24 protein-coding genes and 1 tRNA gene are annotated in these 22684 nt (G+C 27.2%); 9 read left to right on the top strand and 16 right to left on the bottom strand.

Translation table 4 applies throughout. The annotated features are described in order from the left end of the window. Positions 1-65 precede the first annotated feature (65 nt). Together CG473_RS04210 and CG473_RS03940 are read right to left on the bottom strand one after the other, a co-directional pair. On the bottom strand, positions 66-410 hold the full coding sequence (locus CG473_RS04210; RefSeq protein WP_133509945.1) for an alpha-amylase family protein: 345 nt from the start codon (positions 408-410) through the stop codon (positions 66-68). Further along, positions 362-2566 (bottom strand): pullulanase-associated domain-containing protein, encoded by a 2205-nt coding sequence (locus CG473_RS03940; RefSeq protein ID WP_094255014.1) that lies wholly within the window; start codon positions 2564-2566, stop codon positions 362-364. The genes CG473_RS04210 and CG473_RS03940 overlap by 49 nt, the downstream gene beginning before the upstream one ends. A gap of 109 nt (positions 2567-2675) precedes the next feature. On the opposite strand from CG473_RS03940, the gene CG473_RS03935 reads away from it, so the two are divergent. After that, entirely contained in the window at positions 2676-3419 is a 744-nt protein-coding gene (locus tag CG473_RS03935) for a hypothetical protein (protein WP_094255013.1), read from the top strand. Here the strand turns inward: CG473_RS03935 and CG473_RS03930 are convergent. Continuing rightward, positions 3412-4047 carry an FMN-dependent NADH-azoreductase gene (locus tag CG473_RS03930; RefSeq protein ID WP_094255012.1) on the bottom strand — a complete coding sequence of 212 codons (636 nt, stop codon included), beginning with the start codon at positions 4045-4047 and terminating at the stop codon, positions 3412-3414. The two genes, CG473_RS03935 and CG473_RS03930, sit on opposite strands and share 8 nt — an antisense overlap. Positions 4048-4449: 402 nt before the next feature. On the opposite strand from CG473_RS03930, the gene CG473_RS03925 reads away from it, so the two are divergent. The 6 genes from CG473_RS03925 (at position 4450) to CG473_RS03900 (ending at position 10955) form a co-directional block, all read left to right on the top strand. Next, positions 4450-5187, top strand: coding sequence for a hypothetical protein (locus CG473_RS03925; protein ID WP_148130228.1), 738 nt, complete (start codon positions 4450-4452; stop codon positions 5185-5187). A gap of 20 nt (positions 5188-5207) precedes the next feature. Next, on the top strand, positions 5208-5918 hold the full coding sequence (locus CG473_RS03920; protein WP_094255010.1) for a hypothetical protein: 711 nt from the start codon (positions 5208-5210) through the stop codon (positions 5916-5918). Between the two features lie 534 nt (positions 5919-6452). Then, the gene (locus CG473_RS04205) at positions 6453-6797 is read left to right on the top strand and encodes a hypothetical protein (RefSeq protein WP_133509944.1); all 345 of its coding nucleotides are present in this window, start codon (positions 6453-6455) and stop codon (positions 6795-6797) included. A gap of 135 nt (positions 6798-6932) precedes the next feature. Then, positions 6933-7223, top strand: a complete 291-nt coding sequence (locus tag CG473_RS03910) for a hypothetical protein (protein WP_094255008.1) — start codon at positions 6933-6935, stop codon at positions 7221-7223. Next, the gene (locus CG473_RS03905) at positions 7223-8566 is read left to right on the top strand and encodes a DNA methyltransferase (RefSeq protein WP_208107012.1); all 1344 of its coding nucleotides are present in this window, start codon (positions 7223-7225) and stop codon (positions 8564-8566) included. The genes CG473_RS03910 and CG473_RS03905 overlap by 1 nt, the downstream gene beginning before the upstream one ends. Continuing rightward, positions 8550-10955 carry a DEAD/DEAH box helicase family protein gene (locus CG473_RS03900; RefSeq protein WP_094255006.1) on the top strand — a complete coding sequence of 802 codons (2406 nt, stop codon included), beginning with the start codon at positions 8550-8552 and terminating at the stop codon, positions 10953-10955. Before CG473_RS03905 ends, CG473_RS03900 begins: the two co-directional genes overlap by 17 nt. Before the next feature lie 103 nt (positions 10956-11058). Here the strand turns inward: CG473_RS03900 and CG473_RS03895 are convergent. Beyond that, positions 11059-11132 (bottom strand) — tRNA-Gly (locus CG473_RS03895). 267 nt (positions 11133-11399) lie between these two features. Here CG473_RS03895 and CG473_RS03890 point away from each other — a divergent pair. Then, positions 11400-11933, top strand: coding sequence for a hypothetical protein (locus CG473_RS03890; RefSeq protein WP_094255005.1), 534 nt, complete (start codon positions 11400-11402; stop codon positions 11931-11933). 339 nt (positions 11934-12272) lie between these two features. On the opposite strand, the gene CG473_RS03885 is transcribed toward CG473_RS03890, so the two are convergent. Next, positions 12273-13256, bottom strand: a complete 984-nt coding sequence (locus tag CG473_RS03885; protein ID WP_094255004.1) for a hypothetical protein — start codon at positions 13254-13256, stop codon at positions 12273-12275. A 62-nt stretch (positions 13257-13318) separates the two neighbouring features. Then, entirely contained in the window at positions 13319-14236 is a 918-nt protein-coding gene (locus CG473_RS03880; protein WP_094255003.1) for an RluA family pseudouridine synthase, read from the bottom strand. A 28-nt stretch (positions 14237-14264) separates the two neighbouring features. Between CG473_RS03880 and CG473_RS03875 the strand changes: the two genes are divergently transcribed. Further along, entirely contained in the window at positions 14265-14633 is a 369-nt protein-coding gene (locus CG473_RS03875; protein ID WP_094255002.1) for a YigZ family protein, read from the top strand. On the opposite strand, the gene upp is transcribed toward CG473_RS03875, so the two are convergent. The 10 genes from upp to CG473_RS03825 form a co-directional block, all read right to left on the bottom strand. Next, a complete protein-coding gene (gene upp, locus CG473_RS03870) occupies positions 14630-15265 on the bottom strand; it encodes a uracil phosphoribosyltransferase (RefSeq protein WP_094255001.1) in 636 nt (211 codons plus the stop codon). The genes CG473_RS03875 and upp overlap by 4 nt on opposite strands. 101 nt (positions 15266-15366) lie before the next feature. Beyond that, positions 15367-15849: an MPN499 family protein gene (locus CG473_RS03865; protein ID WP_094255000.1), complete on the bottom strand. Its 483-nt coding sequence runs from the start codon at positions 15847-15849 to the stop codon at positions 15367-15369. Beyond that, positions 15839-16693, bottom strand: a complete 855-nt coding sequence (locus CG473_RS03860; RefSeq protein ID WP_169709376.1) for an HAD family hydrolase — start codon at positions 16691-16693, stop codon at positions 15839-15841. Before CG473_RS03860 ends, CG473_RS03865 begins: the two co-directional genes overlap by 11 nt. Continuing rightward, positions 16668-17387 carry an L-ribulose-5-phosphate 4-epimerase AraD gene (gene araD, locus CG473_RS03855; protein WP_342351477.1) on the bottom strand — a complete coding sequence of 240 codons (720 nt, stop codon included), beginning with the start codon at positions 17385-17387 and terminating at the stop codon, positions 16668-16670. The genes CG473_RS03860 and araD overlap by 26 nt, the downstream gene beginning before the upstream one ends. After that, complete coding sequence (locus tag CG473_RS03850) at positions 17380-18234, bottom strand: L-ribulose-5-phosphate 3-epimerase (RefSeq protein ID WP_243720085.1); 855 nt, start codon at positions 18232-18234, stop codon at positions 17380-17382. The genes araD and CG473_RS03850 overlap by 8 nt, the downstream gene beginning before the upstream one ends. Before the next feature lies 1 nt (position 18235). Continuing rightward, positions 18236-18889, bottom strand: a complete 654-nt coding sequence (locus CG473_RS03845) for a 3-keto-L-gulonate-6-phosphate decarboxylase UlaD (protein WP_094254996.1) — start codon at positions 18887-18889, stop codon at positions 18236-18238. A 10-nt stretch (positions 18890-18899) separates the two neighbouring features. Next, positions 18900-19367, bottom strand: a complete 468-nt coding sequence (locus tag CG473_RS03840) for a PTS sugar transporter subunit IIA (protein WP_094254995.1) — start codon at positions 19365-19367, stop codon at positions 18900-18902. After that, positions 19367-19666: a PTS sugar transporter subunit IIB gene (locus CG473_RS03835; protein WP_094254994.1), complete on the bottom strand. Its 300-nt coding sequence runs from the start codon at positions 19664-19666 to the stop codon at positions 19367-19369. The genes CG473_RS03840 and CG473_RS03835 overlap by 1 nt, the downstream gene beginning before the upstream one ends. A 6-nt stretch (positions 19667-19672) precedes the next feature. Further along, the gene (locus tag CG473_RS03830) at positions 19673-21421 is read right to left on the bottom strand and encodes a PTS ascorbate transporter subunit IIC (RefSeq protein ID WP_094254993.1); all 1749 of its coding nucleotides are present in this window, start codon (positions 21419-21421) and stop codon (positions 19673-19675) included. Between the two features lie 7 nt (positions 21422-21428). Next, the gene (locus CG473_RS03825) at positions 21429-22484 is read right to left on the bottom strand and encodes a phospho-furanose lactonase (protein ID WP_094254992.1); all 1056 of its coding nucleotides are present in this window, start codon (positions 22482-22484) and stop codon (positions 21429-21431) included. Between the last annotated feature and the right edge of the window lie 200 nt (positions 22485-22684).

Below are 22684 nucleotides of genomic sequence, written 5' to 3'. Positions count from 1 at the left end.
CTAAGGTAAAAATGAGACTTAATTTTAAGTTTCTAAAAAAAATAAAATTTTAAATCCGTTAATTTTTACTTGCTCCCAATTTGAGACACTGTTTCATTATCAATAAAACCTAGTAAGTCAAATCTGAAACCATCTATTCCAAATTCTTCTCACATAAATTTAATACTATCTAAAATTAATTTACGTGTCATTGGATTTTCACTTGCAACCGCTGGTGATCCTACCGGCATAGTTCCTCCAGGATTTCTAAAATATACGTTATTTTCAATCGATTCTAAAATGTCATTATTGTATAAATGATTATAAACAACGTCAACTATTACACCAATATTATTTTCATGTAATACATTAACTAGTTCTCTTAATTCTTTTTCCTTGAATAAGGATCACGCGGGTCGCTTGACAATCAACCTTCAATTGAAAAATAATTATGTGGATCATAACCTCAATTGTAATTAGGGCGATAATTTTCTTTATTACTTTCTAAACCCGAAACGTAATCTTGAATTGTTTCGGTAACTGTATAGTAATTTTGTATTGGCATTAATTGAATATGTGTTATTCCAAGATTTTTCAAGTAATTAATTCCTTTTTTTCAGTTTGCAAAACCTTTGAAAGTACCTTTTAGATTTGGATTTAGAATGGCATTATTTTTATCTAAAAAATTTTCATTTTCTACACCAATTGTTCAATCTCTTACATGCATTTCATATGCAATCATAGAATTTAAATTACCATTTAGTTGTGGTGCATCTATTCCTAAAGCAACTGGCTTCGCTCCTGACAAAATACTATTCATGTTTACAAATGCAGCTTTACCAATTGGATCTAACGATGAATCGAAAGATGCCATACTTTTGGCATATGGATCTAAAACAATTTTGCCATCTACTTCAAATTGATAAAAGTGACCATTGAGATCTGTAACTAATGAATTATCCTGATTTAAGTCAACTTCAAATGTGTAATTTTTAGTTTTTTTCATTACAACTTTAGAGATTTGATTTTGATTCTTGTCAAAAATTATCACATTAGCGGTCTTTTTAGTTGGAGCTCATAATTTTATAGTTGCACCGCCATTTTCATGTAATGTTGCACCAAGATCGTTTTTTGTATAAATGAATTCTTCCGAATTAATAAACTGTTGACTAACTTTAGCGGTTGCAATTCCTAATTTATCTAATGATATTTCTAATTTAGAATCAATACTTGGTCCTTCTCCCAAGAATCTTAACTTAACTACATTTTCATTTTGAGAAGCCTTGAATCTCTTAAAAATAGTTGAGGTGTTGCTGTCAATGATTTCAAATCCATGCAAGTTAACGGAATTTTGATCAGAAAACTTTAACTCAATTTTTTCAAAATTATTTCTAAGAGCACTTGTCACAACATATTTTGTGTTTGGTAAACTATTGTAAATTTTGTCGCTCCCTGGAAGGATTCAAAATTCTGAATAATCAGAACTTTTCGGTAAGATACGATCCCCGCCATCTTTATTGTCGCCTTTATGAATTATATAATTCAGACCATTTCCCAAGTTAATTAATGGTACTTTAATTTTATAAAATCCATTTTCATCTGGATTTGTTTCGAATAGAGCTGGCTCTTCTCACTTTGTTACAGTTTTATCATCAATTGCTTTATTTATATCTGATAGATTTCATAAATGTAAACCTCAACCTTCAATTGAATCATTCGGCTTATAGTGAATAATCAACTCTTTAGAAGGTGTGGGGTCATCTATTGTATTAGGTTTCATGCCTGTCACTACCATATTTAAAATTAAATCTTTAATTGTATCGCTAAATAATTTAAGTTTAAAATTCAAACTAGTTGCACCTATATCTGTGTTTGGAGTTAACTCAATAACTTCAAAATTAATATCTTTATCAATTTTATTTTTTCACAATGCACCACTCATGCCGGTGACATTAAAAATCTTGTTAGATATCAAAGTAGAAATACCTTCATTTGACGAAAAATCCTTGGGTCTTCTTTTGTCATCTTCTGATACTGATAAAACTAAATTAAGGTTTGACTTTTCAGCCTCAGTTAAATCGATTTTATTAACATTTTCAGTTTTTGAATTTATATTTTTTGTAAAACCTGTTAACTTAATATCCTTGTATTTTATTAAAGACCGATTATTTTTAGTGACTTTTAAATACATAGTTACTAATAAACTATCTGAACCTATGTCTTGATTTGGGGTAATAGAATAGACACCATATGTCAAATCTTCTTCTAATGGAGAGCTCAATATTGTCGATATTGATTTATTTTCATCACCTATAAGATAATTTATATCAACTGTACTAACGACATCTTGAGGTTCTCAGAACATAGTTGAATTTTTAATTTGAATTTCATCTTTTATTTTAGATAAATTTTTATCAATAATTGTTTCAAGCTGTGATTGTATATCATTATCAATTTTTTGTGATGTTTCATCACTATATGGACGAGTTATTCCAATTCCAATTCCTGTTGCTATTCCAGCTGAAAGTAAAGCTGCTGCAGATATTGCAGCGATTACTTTAAATCTTTTATTATTAATTTTGTGCATACTTATATTATAGTTTGTTGTTTTGGGTAAAAAAATTATTACGTTATAAACGTGTGAATGTGGAAAATATAAAAATATTAATTACCAAAATAATTAGTAAAATTGAATAATGTTCAAATGAATTAAAACTGCTTTTAGCACTCCTGAATTTAATAAAAGTAATCTTAACGATAGTTTTAAATTAGATGAATGAGTTATCAATTTTAAAGATGGAAAATTATTTTCAATTTCTGATAGTGATTTTACAATTTTTGAAAACTTTGAAATAACTGGCGGAATTCACCCAAAAGCTATCAAATCATTACATTTAGAAAAAGATTTTCATTTTTATGTTTCAAGTATACCTGTGATTTTAAATAATTACCATTTGACAACAAAAAATAAGAGTATTAAAATCGTTCAGAAACTGAAATTAATAGAAAAAGTAAGCGAATTAATTTTAGTAATTGACATTTATTTAGATAGAAGCGGAAATTTAAATATTAAAACATCAACTCTATTTGATACTAAAACTTATTTTAATATTATGTTAGATTTCAAAATAAGTTCAGAATTTAGAAAAATTAAATATTCAAATATGGAAATTGAATTAAAAGATGATTTTAATTTTACAAATGATTTAGCTGGAGAAAATTTAATGATTCCATTTTTAAAATCTGATACTACTACATTTGAATTACATAGTACAATGTCTTTATTTGAAATTCAAGGTCATAAATTATATTTAAGCCCTTCTTCAAAAGGCTCTAAAAAAGATGTGAAAAACTATTGATTAAGTTACAACGAAAATGTTGGAACAAATTTAATGATTATTAAAAAACTTCGACAAATATCGAAGTTTAGAATTATTTAAATTTAGATTCTCTTGGTTTACTTTGAGCTAATTTTTTTGCAGCACTTTCAATTTCTTGACTAAATGTTGCAACATAACCTTTTGGACCTAGGTCAGCATTTTCTTTAATTTTGGTTCCGTGTACTAAAATTGGATCAAATACTTTAGCTCCAAAAAATTCTCATTGACCTTTTAAATAAGCTGTATGGTTACCTCAAGGGTATCAACCTAATGGAGCACCTTGTGTAGTAAGAATTTGCACATCTAAATGGTCTAACAATCCTACTGCATCACCTTTTTTAGCATATTTGTAACTAAATGTTTTATTAGCAACATTAATATGATCGAAGTAAACTTTTGTAACAGCATTAATATTGAAATTAGTCATAGGTACAGCCATAATAACTTTATTTACGCCTTTTAATTGGTTAATTAATTCATCTGATTTTCCATTAGTAAAATAATCAGTAAATAAATTAGAGCTGTTCATAACTCTTGTAGTTGCTTCTAATTTATTTAAGTCGATAAATTCTAGCTTTTCTTCAGGAGCAAATTTTTTGTATGCTTCAACATAAGTGTTAAGCAATGTTGTACTATATGATTCATTATCTGAAATCATAGATGTTTTAATAACTAGTGTTTTTGACATATATCCTCTTTTCTAATAATCTCATTATACTATTTATGATGAAAAATGATAGGCTAGATAATCAAAAATGGTTAAATATTAATTTTTTTCATGTTAAATCACAATTTTTAAATTGTTACAAGTAAATTATACACTCTAATCTGGTCAAACTATTTAATACATAAAAATAGTGTTAAATCTGGTTTTTTCTTTGAATAAAACCGATAATATAAACAAGAAATAATAATATCGGATTGAGAAATAAAAAAAATTTTATTAAATTTAGCAAGTGCAGTAGGTATTGTTTCGGTTGGTGCTATCGCTATTACAACAGTAATCAAAACAATTCCAAATAGTCAAGACAATAAAGTCAATGACATAAATAATAATAGTGTTCTAAATATAGATGTAATGTTCAATAGTATGTTTACTAACAATAATGAAGAATCTGAGAATTCATTGTTCGTTAATAAATCAAAACAAATTAACAATGATGAAAATCAGGATTTAAGTTTTATTTTAAAAAATAATGAAGGTACTGGCTTTATAAAAAATGAAATGAGGTTCGCAAAAGATGCAATTCAAACCAGTGGAATTGATGCAATAGAGTATTTGAAAAATATTTCGAAAAAATATAATCAAGAGTTTGACGAAACGGAATTTAAAAAATTAAGTGAGGAACTATACGAAGCTCAAAAGAGCACTACTTTATTAGAAAAAATTGAAATTCAAAAAAGTAATAGCCAGCAAAATGGCGATTACATAGTCAACATTTTAAAAACTGCTCAAACTGTACTTGCAGTTGCCACTGCAGCAGCAGCGGTTATGGTGACGGGGTATTGAGCAGCGGCTTGATTTTTTGGTTTTACAATAGGAGCAGCAATAAAAGGAGGTATAGCCATAAGTTCGATAGCGCTTGTTTTAAGTGCAGTTACATCTATTTTAGATATTGTATTACTGTCAGTGCGCAGAGGAGATAATTGAAGCGATGCATTCACAGCATTTAATGCAGCCCTAACACTTGGAAATATATTTTATAACTCAGTAAAAATTATGTTAATAAAGGCAATGACATTTATTACAGTTAGTGTTTGAGCTGTGCCAATAGTGGCAATTACATTACCTGTAATTGGTGCAGTTCTTGCACTCTTAAGTAAATAGTATTTTATAATAGCAATATCATGGCAATTATTTTTTTTGTTGGTAATATATTTGTTTTATTTATTGTCTTTTTAAAATACCTTTTAATAAGACATGTTTATTTCTATAATCCATTTTCTTTTAATAAAAATAAGCAAATTATTAAAATTGAAACGAACATGATCGAAACTAAACAACTTGAATTTTACACACCTAAAACTTTAAAAACACTTAAAATAAAGCATGAAATTTTATGAATGACTTTAGCTATTGATATCGTTTTAACCTTATTAGTACCAATTCTTTATACTATAATTTTTTTTGACTTTTTACTTTGGGTAAATATATCAATGTTTGTATCGCACTTTTTATTTTCAATAATATTAGTTTTATCTGATATTAGATATATTAAAAAATTTAAAGCTAGTGATGCTAAAATCAAAAAACAACTTTTAGGAAACAATCGTAATTTTCACAATGTTTTAGAAATTGAAATAGATAAAGTTAGTAAATATGTTTTTGATAAAGATTTAAATATAAACAATATTTTAAGTCACCGAAGAATTAAATTACAATTCAAATATTATTTGTGGAAAATTAGAAAAACCAATAATTTAATAGAAAAATTTGTATATATAAGGGCAGCAATTTTAAATAATATTCAATGAAGTTATACATATAAAGACCCTTTTAATTACACTAAATATTTTGAACAACAAATGTATATTAGAGCTGGGTTTTTAAAAATATAGTAGTGTGTTAATATATTTGCTTGATAGGTTTAATAAAATCAGAATTAAATATTATCCCTACAATCATTTAAGAATGTTTTTAATATAATTTGTATGCTAATAAATTTTATTTTATAAATTAAATTTTAAAATAGCGTAATAAACAAATATATTGAGGTCATAATAATGGAATTAGCTTTTTTAATAGGAAATATCGTTTTGGAAATATTCATGCTTTCATTTTATATGGTAATAGTATGATTGTGATTTTATAATCCATTTAAATTTAATAAAGAAAAAATGATTGTAAAAATCGAAAGAACTTTTATGATAAATAGATTTATAACATTTTACACCGCAAGAACGCTTAAAGTATTGAGGTTAAAATATAATTTTCTATGATTTATGTATTTTGCCTTTATTATTGTGCCTATGTTTTTGCCTCTTATATATTATTGGGTAGATCCTGACCGAAACGTTTTGGCTCTTATTTATATGCTAATACCTCACATTATAGTCTCAATAGTAATTAATGTATTTACCGCTAAATATAAAATGGAATTTCAAAAAATAGATATTAAAACTAGAGAGTATTTATTGAGTAATAATGAAAATTTTCCAATGATATTAGAAGAAGAACTTAAAAGAGTAAGAGCTTATAAAATTGATGAGAATGTAAATGCTGAAAAAATTCTGAATGATAGGAGAACCAAATTTAACATGAAATATTTTTTGAAAAGAATTAATAAGGCTGAAAGTAAAATTGATAAATTTGCGCTTCTTCAAGAAGCAATCGGAAACAATCTTGTGTTTATCCATGCATATAAAGACCCATATAATTACACTAAATATTTTGAACAACAAATGTATATTAAAGCCGGATTTTTAACTGAAAATTAATTTATAACAAAACTATTTAATTGAATTTTTGAATTTGATTATAGTTTTGTTTTTTATATATCAATTGAAAGTTGATAAAATTTTTTATAGTTGTTTTAACCATTTATAACAACGAAAAAATCCATAGAGGTAAAAATGACAAAAAAAGAAGCTTTACTAAGAATAAAAGAAAAACATGAATCAAAAATCATTAATGATGAACAAGCAATCTTGCTTGAAAAAATAATTAATAATAAACTAGAAGAATTTGACGTTGATGGAGCAATGCAATATCTTTTGACAAGAGTTGGAACTGGATTTAAATTCGAAAGAAGTCCCGAAACTTGAAATGAAAGAATTGCTGTTGTTCAAGAATGACCTGAATATAACATAAATATTATGCCAGACTTGCGGGGGGGCAAAGCTACGATGATGAACATAAGCTAATTATTGGCGAAAATTACGAAGCTTTAAAAAACCTCTTACTTACACATAGAAATAAAATAGACATTATATATATTGATCCGCCATATAACACTGAAAGTGCAAAAGATGACGGAAATTCAAATGGGAAAGAAACTAATAATTCTGGCAAATTCATTTACAAAGACAAATTTGCTAGAACTGGTTGATTAAACATGATGAATGAAAGATTAAGATTAGCACGAGATCTACTAAGTGAATCTGGTGTTATTTTTGTATCCATTGATGATACAGAACAAGCTTATTTAAAAGTGTTAATGGATGAAATTTTTGGTGAAGATAATTTTATTGCTACTTTTATTTGAGAAAAAAATTATGCGCCTAAAAATAATTCGAAATTTGTATCAGTTAATCATGATTATATTTTGTGTTTTTCAAAAAATAAGGCTTACTCTTTATCGTTCAAAAGATTAGAAAGGAGCGAATCAAACAATAAGCCATACAATAAAGATGATAACGACGGGAAAGGACCATATAGATTAAGCGACTTAACTGTAATGAACAAAAATAAATCTTCTAAAAACAGGTACGATATTCATTATAATGGCAATACATATAAATTGCCCTCTAATTCTCGCAACTGAAGATACAATCAAACCGAAATGAATAAGTTAATATTAGATGGCAAAATTTACTTTTCAGATAAAGTGGACGGAGTTCCTGCATTTAAGCGTTACTTGAAAGATGTAGAGGGCGTTGTTTCTAAGACAATTCTTCCACATAATATTGTTGGTCATACTGATTCTAGTGCAAAAGCATTAAATTCAATTTTTGATGGAGATGAAAAATTTTCATATCCAAAACCAATACAACTAATTTCATATTTAATAAAATTAGTTCCAAACAACGAAAATGCAATTGTATTAGATTTTTTTGCTGGTTCAGGAACAACAGGACATTCTGTAATGCAATTAAATTTAGAAGATGGCGGTAAAAGAAAATTTATACTGTCAACAAATAACGAAAATAATATAGGAATTGATATCACATACGAACGACTCTTGCGCATTACAACAGGTACAAACAGTGATGGAATAAATATTGAATGAGCTAACGGAAAAGAAAGTAAATACTTTTTAAACGAGAAAATCCGAACTTACAAAATAAATCATTTTGACATTTCACTTGAAAATAATTTAAACAATTCACAAGACATTTTAGAAAAAATTATTAATAAAGTTACAACCAATTTAAAAACACTTAGTTCAAACTTTATTGATGATGAAAACATTTTGTTTAAACTAAATTCATTGCACCCATATAAGCAAGAATATACAGAAAAGACAAAAGATGAATCTAACAGATAGTCAAAATAGAGCTGTTCAAAGTATCATAGATGTGTACCATTTACCGCTTGAATCTAGAGTTAAAAACATACAATTTAAAGCCCCTACAGGTAGCGGAAAAACATTTATGGCATCAAACATTATTAGTTCCATTTTCAAAGATGATATAGCTAAATATAGTCATATTAATACCATTATCGTAATTGCAACTGTATCAACTTCTGAACTACCTAAACAATTTAAAGATAAATTTGAACAATACAAACCATATTTAGAATTTAAAGATTTTAATATTTTGCATTATGAATCACCTTCAAAAGATAAAGCAAGAAAGTCAGATCAAGATTATAAATTCGATGATACTCCCGGTAATGTAATTATATTTGGAACTAGTAGTTTTGGAAAAAGCACTTTATTTTCTCAACAACAAGTTTTAGAAAAATTTTTAAATAATATTGAAGCAAAAAATTTAAACTTAGTTTATATTCGAGATGAAGCACACATTGGTGTTAATTCAAATGAAGCAGTTAAATTCACTAAAGAATCAAAGGAAAAAGAATTTACATCTTTAGATGCTAAAATCCGTAATCGAGCAAACTTTATAATAGATATGACTGCTACACCGAAATATGGTAAAGATAAAAAAGTAATTCAAATATTAGAATCAGAATTAGCAGAAGATAATGATGACAAATTTTTATTAAAAATGAATCACAAAGATTTTAAAGAAGGTGATGATTTTATTAATCTTACATCAATGGAATTATTAGAAAAAGTTGTGTCTAAATTCAAAAATGTAAAAGCTGAATATTTAGAAGCTAATAAAAAATATAATCAAAATATTAGACCTGCATTATTAATTCAAGTTAAGGATAAACCCAATAAAAACACTGATCCCCAAGGTTTAAGTGACTATAACAATCTAATTACAAACATAACAAATTATTTAAATGATAATGGCTTATCGTATTTAAAATACATTGATGACAAATCATCAAATATTGAAAGTACAATTAAAGGAGAAATAAGTTTAAAAGATGCTGCTAAAGAAGATTCATTAATTGATGTTGTGATTTTCAAAGTAGGTCCTTCTGTTGGATGAGATATACCTAGAGCGTGTATGTTGGTTCAATTTAGGGAAGTTTCTTCAGAATCATTAAATACACAAACGATTGGAAGAATTAGGCGTAATCCTGATAAGCAATTAAGGAATATTAGTACATATCAAAAATATTATTTATATTCAAATTTTAAAAACCAAAAAACTGATTTAATTTACTATCAGTTGAATCCTAAATATGAAGGTTTAGAAAATTTCCATACTTTTGCCAGAGGTTATATTAATAGAAATATAAATAAGCCTATTTTTAAAGTTTCAATATTTAGGCAAGGAATTAAAGAAATATTTTCGAGTGATGAATTTGTGAAATTAATTAATACCTTATCTAAAATGAAAATATTAAGTTTCAATTATTCAAATTTATTTAGTGCAAATACATCCGCTTCACTAACTGAGAAAATTGACAATGTAATAAGTTTAAGAATATGAAATAGTCGATTTATAAATAAAAATAAAAAATTTTTTAATTGAGTTTTAAATGAAGAAATTAATTTAATTTCTGAAGAATTAAACGTTTCAAGAGATTTAGTATATTTTTCATTTCTTAAAGAAATCCTTTTTCTCAAAAGGTTAAAAAGATTTTATTTAGATGCATTAGAAAAGGGAATCAGCGTCAAAGATTATTTAGTAAAAAATGATGGCGAATTACCTTTATTTTATCCCGTTTATATTAGAGAAAATCAAATTAAAAGTAATATTGAAGCAATTGAAAATTACGGATATATAAACACTGCATTTGAAAATAATGTTAGAAATCAAATGAAATTTGAAATCAACCTTTTTAATAAAATAAAACCTAATGACACAATTATTAAAGAATATATTATTCAATATTTTGATTCCAAACCAGAGGGAAAATTTGCAATTGAATTATTTAAAGGGCCGAAAATCACAGAAATACTAAATAGTAAAAAGGTCTTATTTTATTCAAAATTGCCTGTACTAAACAGCAAAGTGTATTTTGAATACATTAATGTTAACAGTCATACTAAAGATATTCACAAAGCATTTATTGATTTTATAATTCGTTTTCAAAACGGTCATCAGATTTTAATAGAGGTAAAATCAGATGCAGCTGATTACGATAAAATAAAAACTGATGCAATTAAAAATGCAATGAAAATTTATACTAAAACGAACGAGAAACTCCATTTCTTTTTGTTTGCGTACGATTCAAATAATTCATCTGATTTATTCAAATTGTATAGATATGATAATAATGGTGAAGAAAAATGGGATAACAATTTAAATGCATTGTATGAATTAATTGTAAAATTACATGATCTTTAAAATTAATTCATCAATCAGACTGAATCATCATTGATTCAGTTTTTTATATTTATTGAACAATAAAGAAAATGAAAAAAGGCCTAAGCCTTGGTCATTTCTGAAATGGAGCGAGTGAAGGGAATCGAACCCTCACAATCAGCTTGGAAGGCTGAAGTTCTGCCATTAAACTACACTCGCAATAAACTATTACATTATAGACTACTTTTGACAATTTGTGTAAAATAATTGCAATAGTTCCTAAATAAAAATTACATAAAATTGATTATTGTATTTTACGACTATAACATTTTAAATATAAAATAAGTTGCAATTTTACGTTAATTATTATTTATAAAAAAATATAATTATGTTATCAAAAGAAATTATTGAAAATTAAAGATTAAGCAATTTATTTGGTATCAAAAAATCTTTAAATTTTCATTCATTGAAGAAAGTAGACTTGAAATGGACAAGATAACTGTAAGACAAAAAATATTAGCAAATAAGATAAATAAATTCGCTATTAAAAAAAAGATATCATCATTCATAGAAGAAAATTGAACGTTAAAAAATAGAGATATTGCAAAAAAGTTTAATACATCAAAGTCAAAGGTATTAAGGTATCGACAATTACTTGAAAAAGGTGAACCAATAAATTTATTTCATGGAAATTCAGAGAAAACAGGAAAAATGGTGACTTCAAAAGTTCACGAAAAAATTTATCAGGATTTTAAGAAAATTAATTTGACTTATAGCAATAATACAAAAACTCTATTAACGCCAATCCAATTTTGTAGAATCCACCCTGATTATGATGAATCAATGCGCAGAAAAGTTGCAAGAGCACTTGTTTACTTTAATATTGAATACCCCCGAATGTCGAGACATACAAAAAATAAAATGCGTGCAAAAATAAAAAATGAAACTGGTGATGATAATCTAAAAAAATCAAATTACTATTATCCAAATAATTCAGTTACTCGCCAAAAAAATAACTAAAAATTATAGAAAATATAGTTTAGCTTTTTCAAAATTATTTATTTGTTTTTTAAAAAATAAAATTAAAAAATTATAGAAACATCCATTCAATTTTGCAATGCAAATTTATTAATAATATAATGATAATATTTTACAAATATATAGTTTATATTGAGCGGTTAAAATTCAAAATTTTAAAATCGTGTGAATCTTTAACATATAAATTCAATAAGCAACCTTAAATAAAATATTAGTTGTGCGCCTAGTAGCACAAATTAATTAAGATATTTGACATTGTTTAATGAAAAATAAAAAACCCATCAGTTAAACATAACTAAATTAGGGTCTTTTGATTTGGTATTATTCTTCTGTTTCGGTTAAATCAACTATTTTTTCAATCAAATCTTTTTGGTCCATATATTTTGCACCAAATATTTCTAATTCATCGGCTATTTTATTGATTCTGTCTCTATCTAAATTATTCAGTCTCTCAATTGCCATAGCTCTTTTATCTGAGACTGGGTTTTCAACTGTTTTTATTTCAACAACTTCTGCTTCTTGCAATTCTTCATTTTCAATGTCTGCATTTGGCATTTCAACACTATTAGCATTTTCTTGCGCATTAACAAATTGATTCATAAATCCAGCCATGAAATTTCCATCAGCCATTTGTTTTGATAAATCCTGTGTCATTAATTTTCTAATCTCATTAATGTAAATTTTTGAATATTCATTTACAACTTTTAAAAACATTCTTCTAGACAAAATCATAATTACAAGTAAAACAATTGGAACTACTAATTCAAGAACAGCATGCACATTAGTAAGTCCTTGTAAAGAAAAACCTCTTAAATATTGAAATGGAATTATTAAAGCAATTAAAATTTTAATTGAAATGATTAAAGAAGATGAACCTATTGCTCTACCTCTTAATAAATGATATGAATTGAAATCAAGTGATTGTTTAAATTTCAATATTAATACAATTGTATTGTATAGTGAAAGACTAGCAAAAATTAATTCTATTACCGGGTATGCAATTACTAAAGTAGATATAACTTGAGATGTATAGTCAGATCCAATTGTCAAATTCGGATTGCTTGCTTGAACAAAACTAATCAATCTAGTGATATATGTGCCATAAAATGAATCAGAAGTGTTCGGAACATAAATAGCTAAAAAACCATATAAAGCCATACCAGTTAATACGACAGTTAAAAAAATATTTGCAACAATAAAAAGAATTATTCAGATGTTTTGGTCTTTTCTATCACTTCAAAGGTTTTTAAAAGGTTCTTTTGTTACACGCGGATCAGTTTCTATTTGACGTCTATTAAAAAACATATTTCTCCTTAAAATTATTAATATTATAAATGAAATTTTTTAGCACTCTAAAGAATTTATTGCTAATTATTTTCTACTTCATCTGCTTTGTCAATTAGATCTTGAAATTCCTGAGGGGTTTTTGTTTCAAATTCTAAAACCTTATTAGTAAATGGATGAGTGAATGTCAATTTATAAGCGTGTAAATATTGTCCAAATTCAGGATTAAACTCAGCATTAGAATAAACCGGATCATTAAAAACAGGATGTTCAATATAATTTAAATGCACTCTAATTTGATGTGTTCGACCTGTTTCTAAAGTACATTCAACTAAAGAAAACATTTTATTGTCATATTTAAAACGTTTCAATAATTTAACAGTAGTTTTTGCTTCTTTACTATTTATGTTAGTAACTGACATTTTTTTACGATCATTATTACTTCTACCTATTGGAGCATTGATTTTGCTAATTTGGTGATTTATTCAGCCTTTTACAATTGCTAAATATTGTCTTTTTACTAAATGCTCAGATAACATTGTAGAAAGCAACCGGTGGGCTTCATTTGTTTTAGCAACTATCATTAATCCGCTTGTGTCTTTATCTAATCTATGAACTATTCCAGGTCTTAATAATCCATTTTCGTTTGATAATTGTTTTGCAAAATATAATAAACCATTTACTAATGTATTTTTACTATGTCCTGGTGCAGGATGAACTACTAAACCACTAGGCTTATTTATTATCATTAAATAATCATCTTCGAATAAAACATCTAAATCCATTTTTTGAGCTTCAACATGAATTTGTTTATCAAGCACTTTACTAATGTGAATGTTTGCGCCTAACTTGACTATAAATTTTCCGTTATTTACAATTAAATCATCAACACTTATAGCTTTTTGTTTGATTAGTTCTTTTACATCAGCTCTACTTAAATGAGTATTATCTGCTATATATTTATCAATGCGAATATTTTCTTTTGCTACTAAATCAATCATTTTTAAATTATATATTTAAAATACTATTATGAATAAGATAGTTGCCCTAATTAATCAAGCTGAAGTAGTAGTTAAAAATAGCAGATTCTTAAGTTATCGCTATAGTATTAAAAATAAAGATGATATTGAATCTATATTGAAAAATTTAAAATTATTGCACCCTAAAGCAGTCCATTTTGTTTATTCATATTTATTAAAAAATGACCAAGGTCTTAGTGCAAAAATCAATGATGATGGTGAACCAAAAGGGAGTGCCGCTAAACCGATTTTTAGAATTATGCAATTAAAAAATATCACCAACGAAATGGTGATAATTATTCGATATTGAGGCGGCTCAAAATTAGGTATAGGTCCTTTAACAAGAGCTTATACTAAAGCAGCTTCATTATTATTTTAAACATCTTTTTCAAGTCCATAAGCACGATCACCTGCATCGCCTAAACCTGGTTCAATATATTTTTTAGAATTAAGAATTGGGTCTTTAACAGCTAGATAAATTTCAAAATCTTTTCCAAATTCATTTTCTAAATATTCAATACCTTCATCTACTCCAATTATTCCAATAAAAGTAATTTTCTTATATCCGGCATTTTGCAATTTTTTAATAGCTATTGCTGCACTTTTACCAGTAGCAAGCATAGGATCAAAAACTATTGCATGGTCATTACCTTTAGATTTATATACTTTATCTAAATATGTAATGTAATCTTGATTTACTTCATCTCTAGCTATACCTATATGCATTATTTTTGCATCAGGTACAATTCTTCTTGCATTAGGAATCATTGTTAAACCAGCTCTAATTATTGGAATAAATATATAGTTATAAGAAAGCTTATAACCTGTTACATCTTTCTTAATAGGTGTGTCAACTTTAATTTCATTAACAGGTTCATTTTTAAGCAATTCATATAACATGATTTCACTAATTCTTCCTGCAACTTGTGTAAATTCTGCTGATAAAGTATTATGATCACGTAATGTGGTGATATGTTGCTTAATCATTGAATGGTCTATCATTTTTAACATTTTTACTCCTTATTTAAATAAATTTTATAGTGATAAAAATTAATATTTAAAATTTAAGTAAATAATCAATAAATCCATTAAATTAAATTTATTTTAGTATATTATTTTGGAACAAATTGCTTGAAACCAAAATAGCGACTTCAAACTAAGTGTATCTTATTTTCAGAATCACGTACTTTGGAATTTTCATAAAATTCATTAAATCATTCATCCGTATAAAAAGGACAAGCACCATTATATAAAGCTTGTACAGATTTGTAATTTCAATGAATTAAAACATTAGGAACTATTTCTTCAATTTCAACATTTCCACTTAATATACTTTCACTAATTTTCTTAGAAATACGAAAACTTCTATTTCTAATTTCTTGACAAATGTTAAATTTTGAAAAATCTTCATCTAAATTAAAATATATTATCAAATCTTTTTTATCTAATTTACTTTTATTTATAAGTTCTCTAAGATTATCGAATTTTTTATGAACATAGTTCCTACTTCTAGGAGTAAATATTTTAAAAATCGAAGGAGCTAATCAACACCCATTTAATTTGTAGCAATTTATGTTCACTCTATTAAATATCAAAATTTTCCTTTAAAAAATCAGCAATTGCATCTGTATCATTTTTACCAATTACAAAATCAGCTTTACTTTTAATATATTCTTCACTTTGACCCATAGCTACTGAATGTTTAGCAATGTTAAACATTTCCAAATCATTTGATGCATCGCCAAAAACTATCACATTATCATTAATATAATTTAATTCTTTTAATGTTTTTATTGCAGAACCTTTGTCACTACCAACTGGCATGATATCAACAACAGTATTTTGACTTGCAACTGCATAAACATTTGCATCTTTAATGGCATCTAAAAAAAGTTCTACATCTGCTGAGTTTGATTCAGATTTTATAATTAAAAATTTAAACACTTCTTCATTAAATGTTTGAAAATTAGTAATGCTTTCCAAATGGTAATCTACAAAATTTGTTCTTTCATTTTTTGCAGCTAATTCATTTTCTTGATCTTGTCATTTAATTCAATTAGATTTATCTTTTGGATAAAATCTGTGCATTGTATCTTCTGTATAAATCAAAAATGTAAGATTGTATTTTAATAATAGTGAATAAATGTAATTTACTATTTCTTTAGAAAAAGGATTTTTATAAATAGATTTATGTAGTTTTGGATGATATATTAAAGAACCATTACATGACATAATTGGAGTATCTAAATTTAATTGATTATATTCTTTTTGGGCAAAATATCAAGGTCGGCCAGTAGCTATAAAAATATTTTTATGTTTTTTTAATTCTTTTAAAACGACTACTGTACTATCATTTATTTTTTTCTTTGAATTTAATAATGTGCCATCTAAATCAAAAACTAAATTCTCAACATTATTTAATCTTTTTTGCTTGTCCATAATAAGCATTTGCTCCGTGTTTTCTGTAGTAATGTTTGGATTCTAAATCTTTAGATAAACTAGATATGCTAGGATTAATCATTTTTGTAAACATTGCCATTCTTGCAACTTCTTCTAATGTAATAGCTAAATCCACTGCATCTTTTGGAGATTTTGAACTTCACGTAAAAGGACCGTGACGCCTTGCTAAAATTGCGCCATTTTTTGGCATAGATCCTTGATCTTGAAATGCTTCAACTATTGCCTTTCCAGTATAAAATTCGTAATTTTCAACAATTTCAGCACCGCTTAAAACTCTAGTTATAGGTACTGCACCTAAGAAATTATCTGCGTGAGTTGTACCAAAACAAGGAATTGCTTGCTCTGCTTGTGATCAAGCAACTGCATGAGTAGAATGAGTATGAACTATAGCTCTTATTTCATCATTAGCTTTATACATTAATAAATGAGTAGGTGCATCACTTGAAGGATTTAGACCTTGTGATTTTCCAGTTTCTAAATCAACAATTACCATGTCAGTACTTTTTATTAATTCATAACTAACACCGCTGGGTTTAATAACCATATATTTTCGGTCTTTTGATATAGCAGAAACGTTTCCTCAAGTATGGATTGCTAATTTACTATTGTGCAAATATAAATTAGCTTCATAAACTTCTTTTTGCAATAATTCAAGTTCTTTTTCGTTAAGCACTTTTTGCCTCATTTCATTTATCTAAAAAGAATTGTTTTGCACTCTTAATTTTATTTATTGCTTCACTCAAAGTTTCGTTTTCATTATTTTTTGATCACATTTCGATTAAAAAAGGTCCAGTAAATTTAGTTTCTTGAATAATTTTAAAACTTTTGACAAAATCAACAGTACCTTGTCCAAATTCTATATCTCTAAATATTCCTGGTTTAGTATCTTTTACATGGTAAGCAACGATATGATTAGCACCATATTTGATTTCAGTTTCAACATCATTACTAAATTGATTTAGGTTTCCTAAATCTGGATAAACATATAAAAATGGCGGGTTATTTACTGATTTAATAATATTTAAACATCTAGTTACAGTTGAACCAAAATGTGTATCCATAGTTTCAAAAGCTAAAATAATACTTTCTTTTTTTGCTAATTCACTAGCATATTTTATCCCCTGTAAAAAATATTTTAATGAATCTGGATGAGGATTTTCATAATAAATATCATATGTTGCAAGTTGAATTATTTTAATACCTAAAACCTTAGCAACTCTAATTGCATTTTCAATTATATATTTAGCTTTATCTCTAATTTTTTTATCATTTGAACCAAATGGATATTTGCGGTGTGTACTTAATGTCATTGAATTAAATTCAAAATTTTTATCTAGTAAAATTTTTTTAACACTAGTTAGTTTTTCATAATCTCAATCTAAACGTTTGAATCTTTCATCAGATTCATCAATACTAAATTCTATAAAATCATAACCTGCTGATTTTGCAATGTCAATTTTCTGCTCAATTGAAAATTTATTATTTATTGCTTTTTCGTATATTCCGACTTTATTTATCATACTAAGCTCAATATTTAGCAATTTCATCTTGAAATGCTTTGGCAGCTAATTCAGGATTTTTAGCATCGCGAATTGAACGACCGGCAATAAAAATATAAATTGGATAATCTTTAAAAAGTTTGATATCTTCAAGTTCGACTCCACCAGTTATTGTGACTTTAAAACCTAAATCACAAAGTTTTTTAATAGCCTCAAGATCTTTTTTTCCTCAGCTTACTCCTGCTGCTTGAGCATCTCGTGCTCTATGTCAAACAGCTTGATCAATTCCCACTTTGCGTCATTCTTTTGCTTGTTCTCAAGTAAAATTTGTAGTTAATTCAACTTGAACTGATTTATCATTTCCATATTCTTTAGCAGTATCTAAAAGAACTTTCATTGTGCTGGTTTCTGCAGCACAAATGGCAGTAACAAATGTTGCGCCTTGTTTATAAAACATGTGTCCAAATATTTTTCCAGCATCAGAAACTTTACCATCAGCAACGATTATTTTATCTTTAAATTCATCACTGATTTTTTTAATAGCATTTTTACCTTCACTTGAAATTAAAATTGTTCCTACTTCAATTACATCAATATATTTTCTAATTTCTTTAGCAACTTTAAGTGCTGATTCAACATCTTGATTATCTAAAGCAACTTGTAGCATTGGTTTCATAGTTTATCTCCTAATCTAAATATTTTGTGTAATCAATTTTTTCAATAATTTTGATTATTTCTTGAGCAGAATTAGCAGCTTTAACTTTTTGTACAATCAAAGGATCTTCAAAAACAGCTACAATTTGTGGCAATGCTTTAGATGTATGAATTTCGGCAGTTTTAGCTGCTAAAGCAATCAATATGCTTACGGGTCTATCATCATTTGGGAAAAATACAGGTTTTACTAATGTAATTAATGAAAAGCCATTTTCATAAACTCCCTTAGCATTACTTGCATGTGGCATAGCTAAATCATCTGCAATTATGTAATAAGGACCATATTCCTCAGTACTTTGTAATATTGCATCATAATATTGTCTGTCAACAATTTTTTTATTTTCTAATAATTCTACTGCAAGTAAAACTGCTTGTTTTCAATCTTTTGCTTCTAATTTAACTTTAATTGAATCGTTTTTTAAACTTTCTAATAAATCCATTATTTAATGCCAAAAACTTCTTTAAGAACAACTTCAATTTCAGCTTCACTCATTAAATTCTTAACGCCGCAAATTTTTGCTTTGTGATTTTGATTAAATTCACTAGTTAAATGTGTTGAAGAAATTATGATATCGACACTATTTGTTAAAGATTTTGACTGACCCATACTTAAGGCTTCAACTTTGGCTTTGATTCCTAATTTTTTTAATATTTTTTCAACTTTAAGTTTAATAATCATACTTGTGCCCATCCCATTGCCACAAGCAGCAACTATTTTATATTCTTTGTTTAAGTCCATATTTTCCTATTCTTGAACTACTGTTTTTAATTCGGGTTTTAATTTTAATATTTTTTGTAAAAATGTTGGTTTTTCTTGCAATCCTGAATCAATTAACTGACCTATAAATATCATTATTAAAATTGAACCAAATACTGCTATATAACCAGCAGGTACTGCATAACCACCAATTAGCATTACTATACCAAAGAAGAATGATCAATCTTCCATTCCTAAATATCCAGTTGCTCAAGGACTAGAAGCAGTAGCTAAAATACCTTGACCTAAACCGTTATTAAACCCTTGTGATAAAGCGGCTATACCTAGACCTGCAGCAAACATTGATAAGATTCCTCAGATTAATGGAACTATTATTGATGCTTTTCAACCACCACTAGCATTTGCATAAATACCTAGAGCTCCTGAACTGAAAAATAGAGCAATAAATAATGGAATTGGAACAGCTAAATAATTATTTACACCACTTATTTTAGTTAAACCAATTATGATACCTACACCTAAAAATTTACCAATTGTTCCTGAAACAAATCCGTATGTTAAAGCATTAGGGCTAAAACCGTAAACAGCTGCTATATCAACACCTATTACAGCCCCAGGAATTATTTTTTCACTTATTCCTTGGAATGCTTGTTGTAATTCTGTAACAAACATTCTAACTCCAGTAATTATGGCAATAATTGAAGCGACTAATTTTAAAGCACCTCCCATTATGTTAATTACTGGATGAGCACCTCCAAAAACATTTCACTGACCATAGCCTGGAGTGAAACTGTAAACATAACCATTTTTGGCAATGATACTATCTGGTGTTGTTACATAAATAATTAAAATTAAAGCAGCAAATAGTATAAATAGAATTACTACTTGAGTAAAAATGTTATCTTCAAAGATTTTTAGATATTTAGGTAAAATTCTGTTTTCAGCATTATCTTCTTTTTTACCAAAATATTTACCTAATTTATATGAAATACTTGCGGCAAACATTTGTTGATGACCAATTGCAAAACCGGCATTTTCTGTAACTGCATTAGTTGCTTTAAGTGTTGAAGTTGAACCTACACCTCAATACATTCCTAAAAATATTCCTGTAATTGCAATAGTACCAAATTGAACACCAGCTGAAATTGAACCGTTACTTAAAGCTACGCTTCTAAATATCATAATGTAAATTGCTACTGTTGCAATAGCAGCTTGTTGGAACATTACGTGTCCAGTTAACATTAATGAATGAACATTTGTTCATTTTTTAAAGACAACTAATAAGATATTAACTGCAAAACCAATAACAAAAACGTAAGCAGCTAGAGATACAAATGAAGATGAACCTAATGAACCTAAAAATGCATTAGCACTTGTTCAACCTAAATATGGATCAAGAGGCACAATTTTTAAACCAATTGCGCTTTGAATACCATTAAATACAGGGCTAGCAAGACCAACTAATGCGCCCGCACCAATATTTAATAATAAGAAACCAATTATTGTTTTTATGGCACCTAGAACTGACGTTACAAATCCTCTTCCAAGAATCATGTAACCTAAAAACACAATTGCACCTAAAAGCAATTGTGGCTGTTTAAGGAATTGATTTAGATAGATTTGTTCAATCAAAAACACAGCTGCTACGGAAGCGCTGTCATTATAAAGTCCCATTCTTAGTCCAAATACTAAGGCAATAATTATTAAGTTGATTAATAGAAAAATACCTCAACCTATATAAATTTTTGATTTGGATTTAAACGATTTTTTTGGCATTATAATCCTAACTTAATTTTAATAATTTTTTCATTTCTACAATTCTTGGATGAATTTTTGAAGAATCATAAACACGTTTTGGATCAAAAGCTAAAATTTCTTTAGGATTATTAACGAAAATATCTTCAATTGCTTGATCAGAAATTCCCACTTGTTTCATTAATGGAATAAAACGGTCAAATAAGTAGCCTAATCCAAATGTTTGTTTACCTGCTGCTAAACCATAATTTTTTTGATATAAAGTTCTTCCAGCATCTAATGACATTGTTATGTGTTTTTGATATCCTTTATCTACTAAATATTTAATATTTTCAGCTAAGGTAGAATCAGGATAATATTTAACTCGGTCAGGACCATCAAAACACAACGTTACACCTAATTCTTTGATAATTTTTTCATAATAATATTTATCAGGGTTTTTATTTAAATGTGAAAGTTGAATTTTTCTTGGATTAACTCCAAAATCTATTAAATATTGAGCAGCTTCATAAGCCATAGTCCCTAGTTGAGTATGAACTAAAATTGGCGCGCCAGTGGTAATACTTGTTCTAGCACCTGCTTCAAGTGATTTTAATTCTAATCGATCAATTTCAGCATATCCAGTAGCTGCTTTAATAATTCCAGCTTTAGATTTTACTCGTTTTACAACTGGACCGCTATAATTATATAAATCCATTCCTTCTTCAATTTCAGCTACTAACATTTCTACAATATCATCAACTGGAACTAATGCTAATCATGAAGCTCCTTTGTCATAAAACTTGGCTTTATGAAATCCAGTAGCCATAATTATGTGTGCTTTACCTTTAAGAGCCTGTGCAATTTCTAAAGTTTGTATTACATCTCTACCAACATTAGGCGGGTCCATTGTAACTAGTGTTTTACCACCTTTTTGAACGTATTCTTCCATTTCCGCAATTGCTGCTTCTTTATTCATCATTATAAAATCGCGGTGTTCAGCTGCTTCTGGTCCGTAATTTTTAATTAAATGATCATGACAATCAGTAAAGCCTAATTCGCTTGGGTCAATATCTCCTAGCGCCGTTCGGGCAAACTTTTTCATAATTTCTCCTTATTATTTATTTATTTGTAATTATTATAAAAAATGTACATTTAAAAAGTTCAATTTGATTTTGTGGAAAAAATGTCCTTAAAAGGAATAATATTACGGTTATTATTTAAAATCGGGAGCTAACAAAAATTAACGGTCTTAGCAGAAAGGACCGTTTTTATTATGAAAAAAATGGAAAGCAATTTGATCGA

It is taken from the genome of Mycoplasma testudineum (assembly GCF_002245785.1).
Lineage (GTDB): Bacteria > Bacillota_I > Bacilli_A > Mycoplasmatales > Metamycoplasmataceae > Mycoplasmopsis_B > Mycoplasmopsis_B testudinea.
This window is presented reverse-complemented; position numbering and strand designations above follow the sequence as displayed.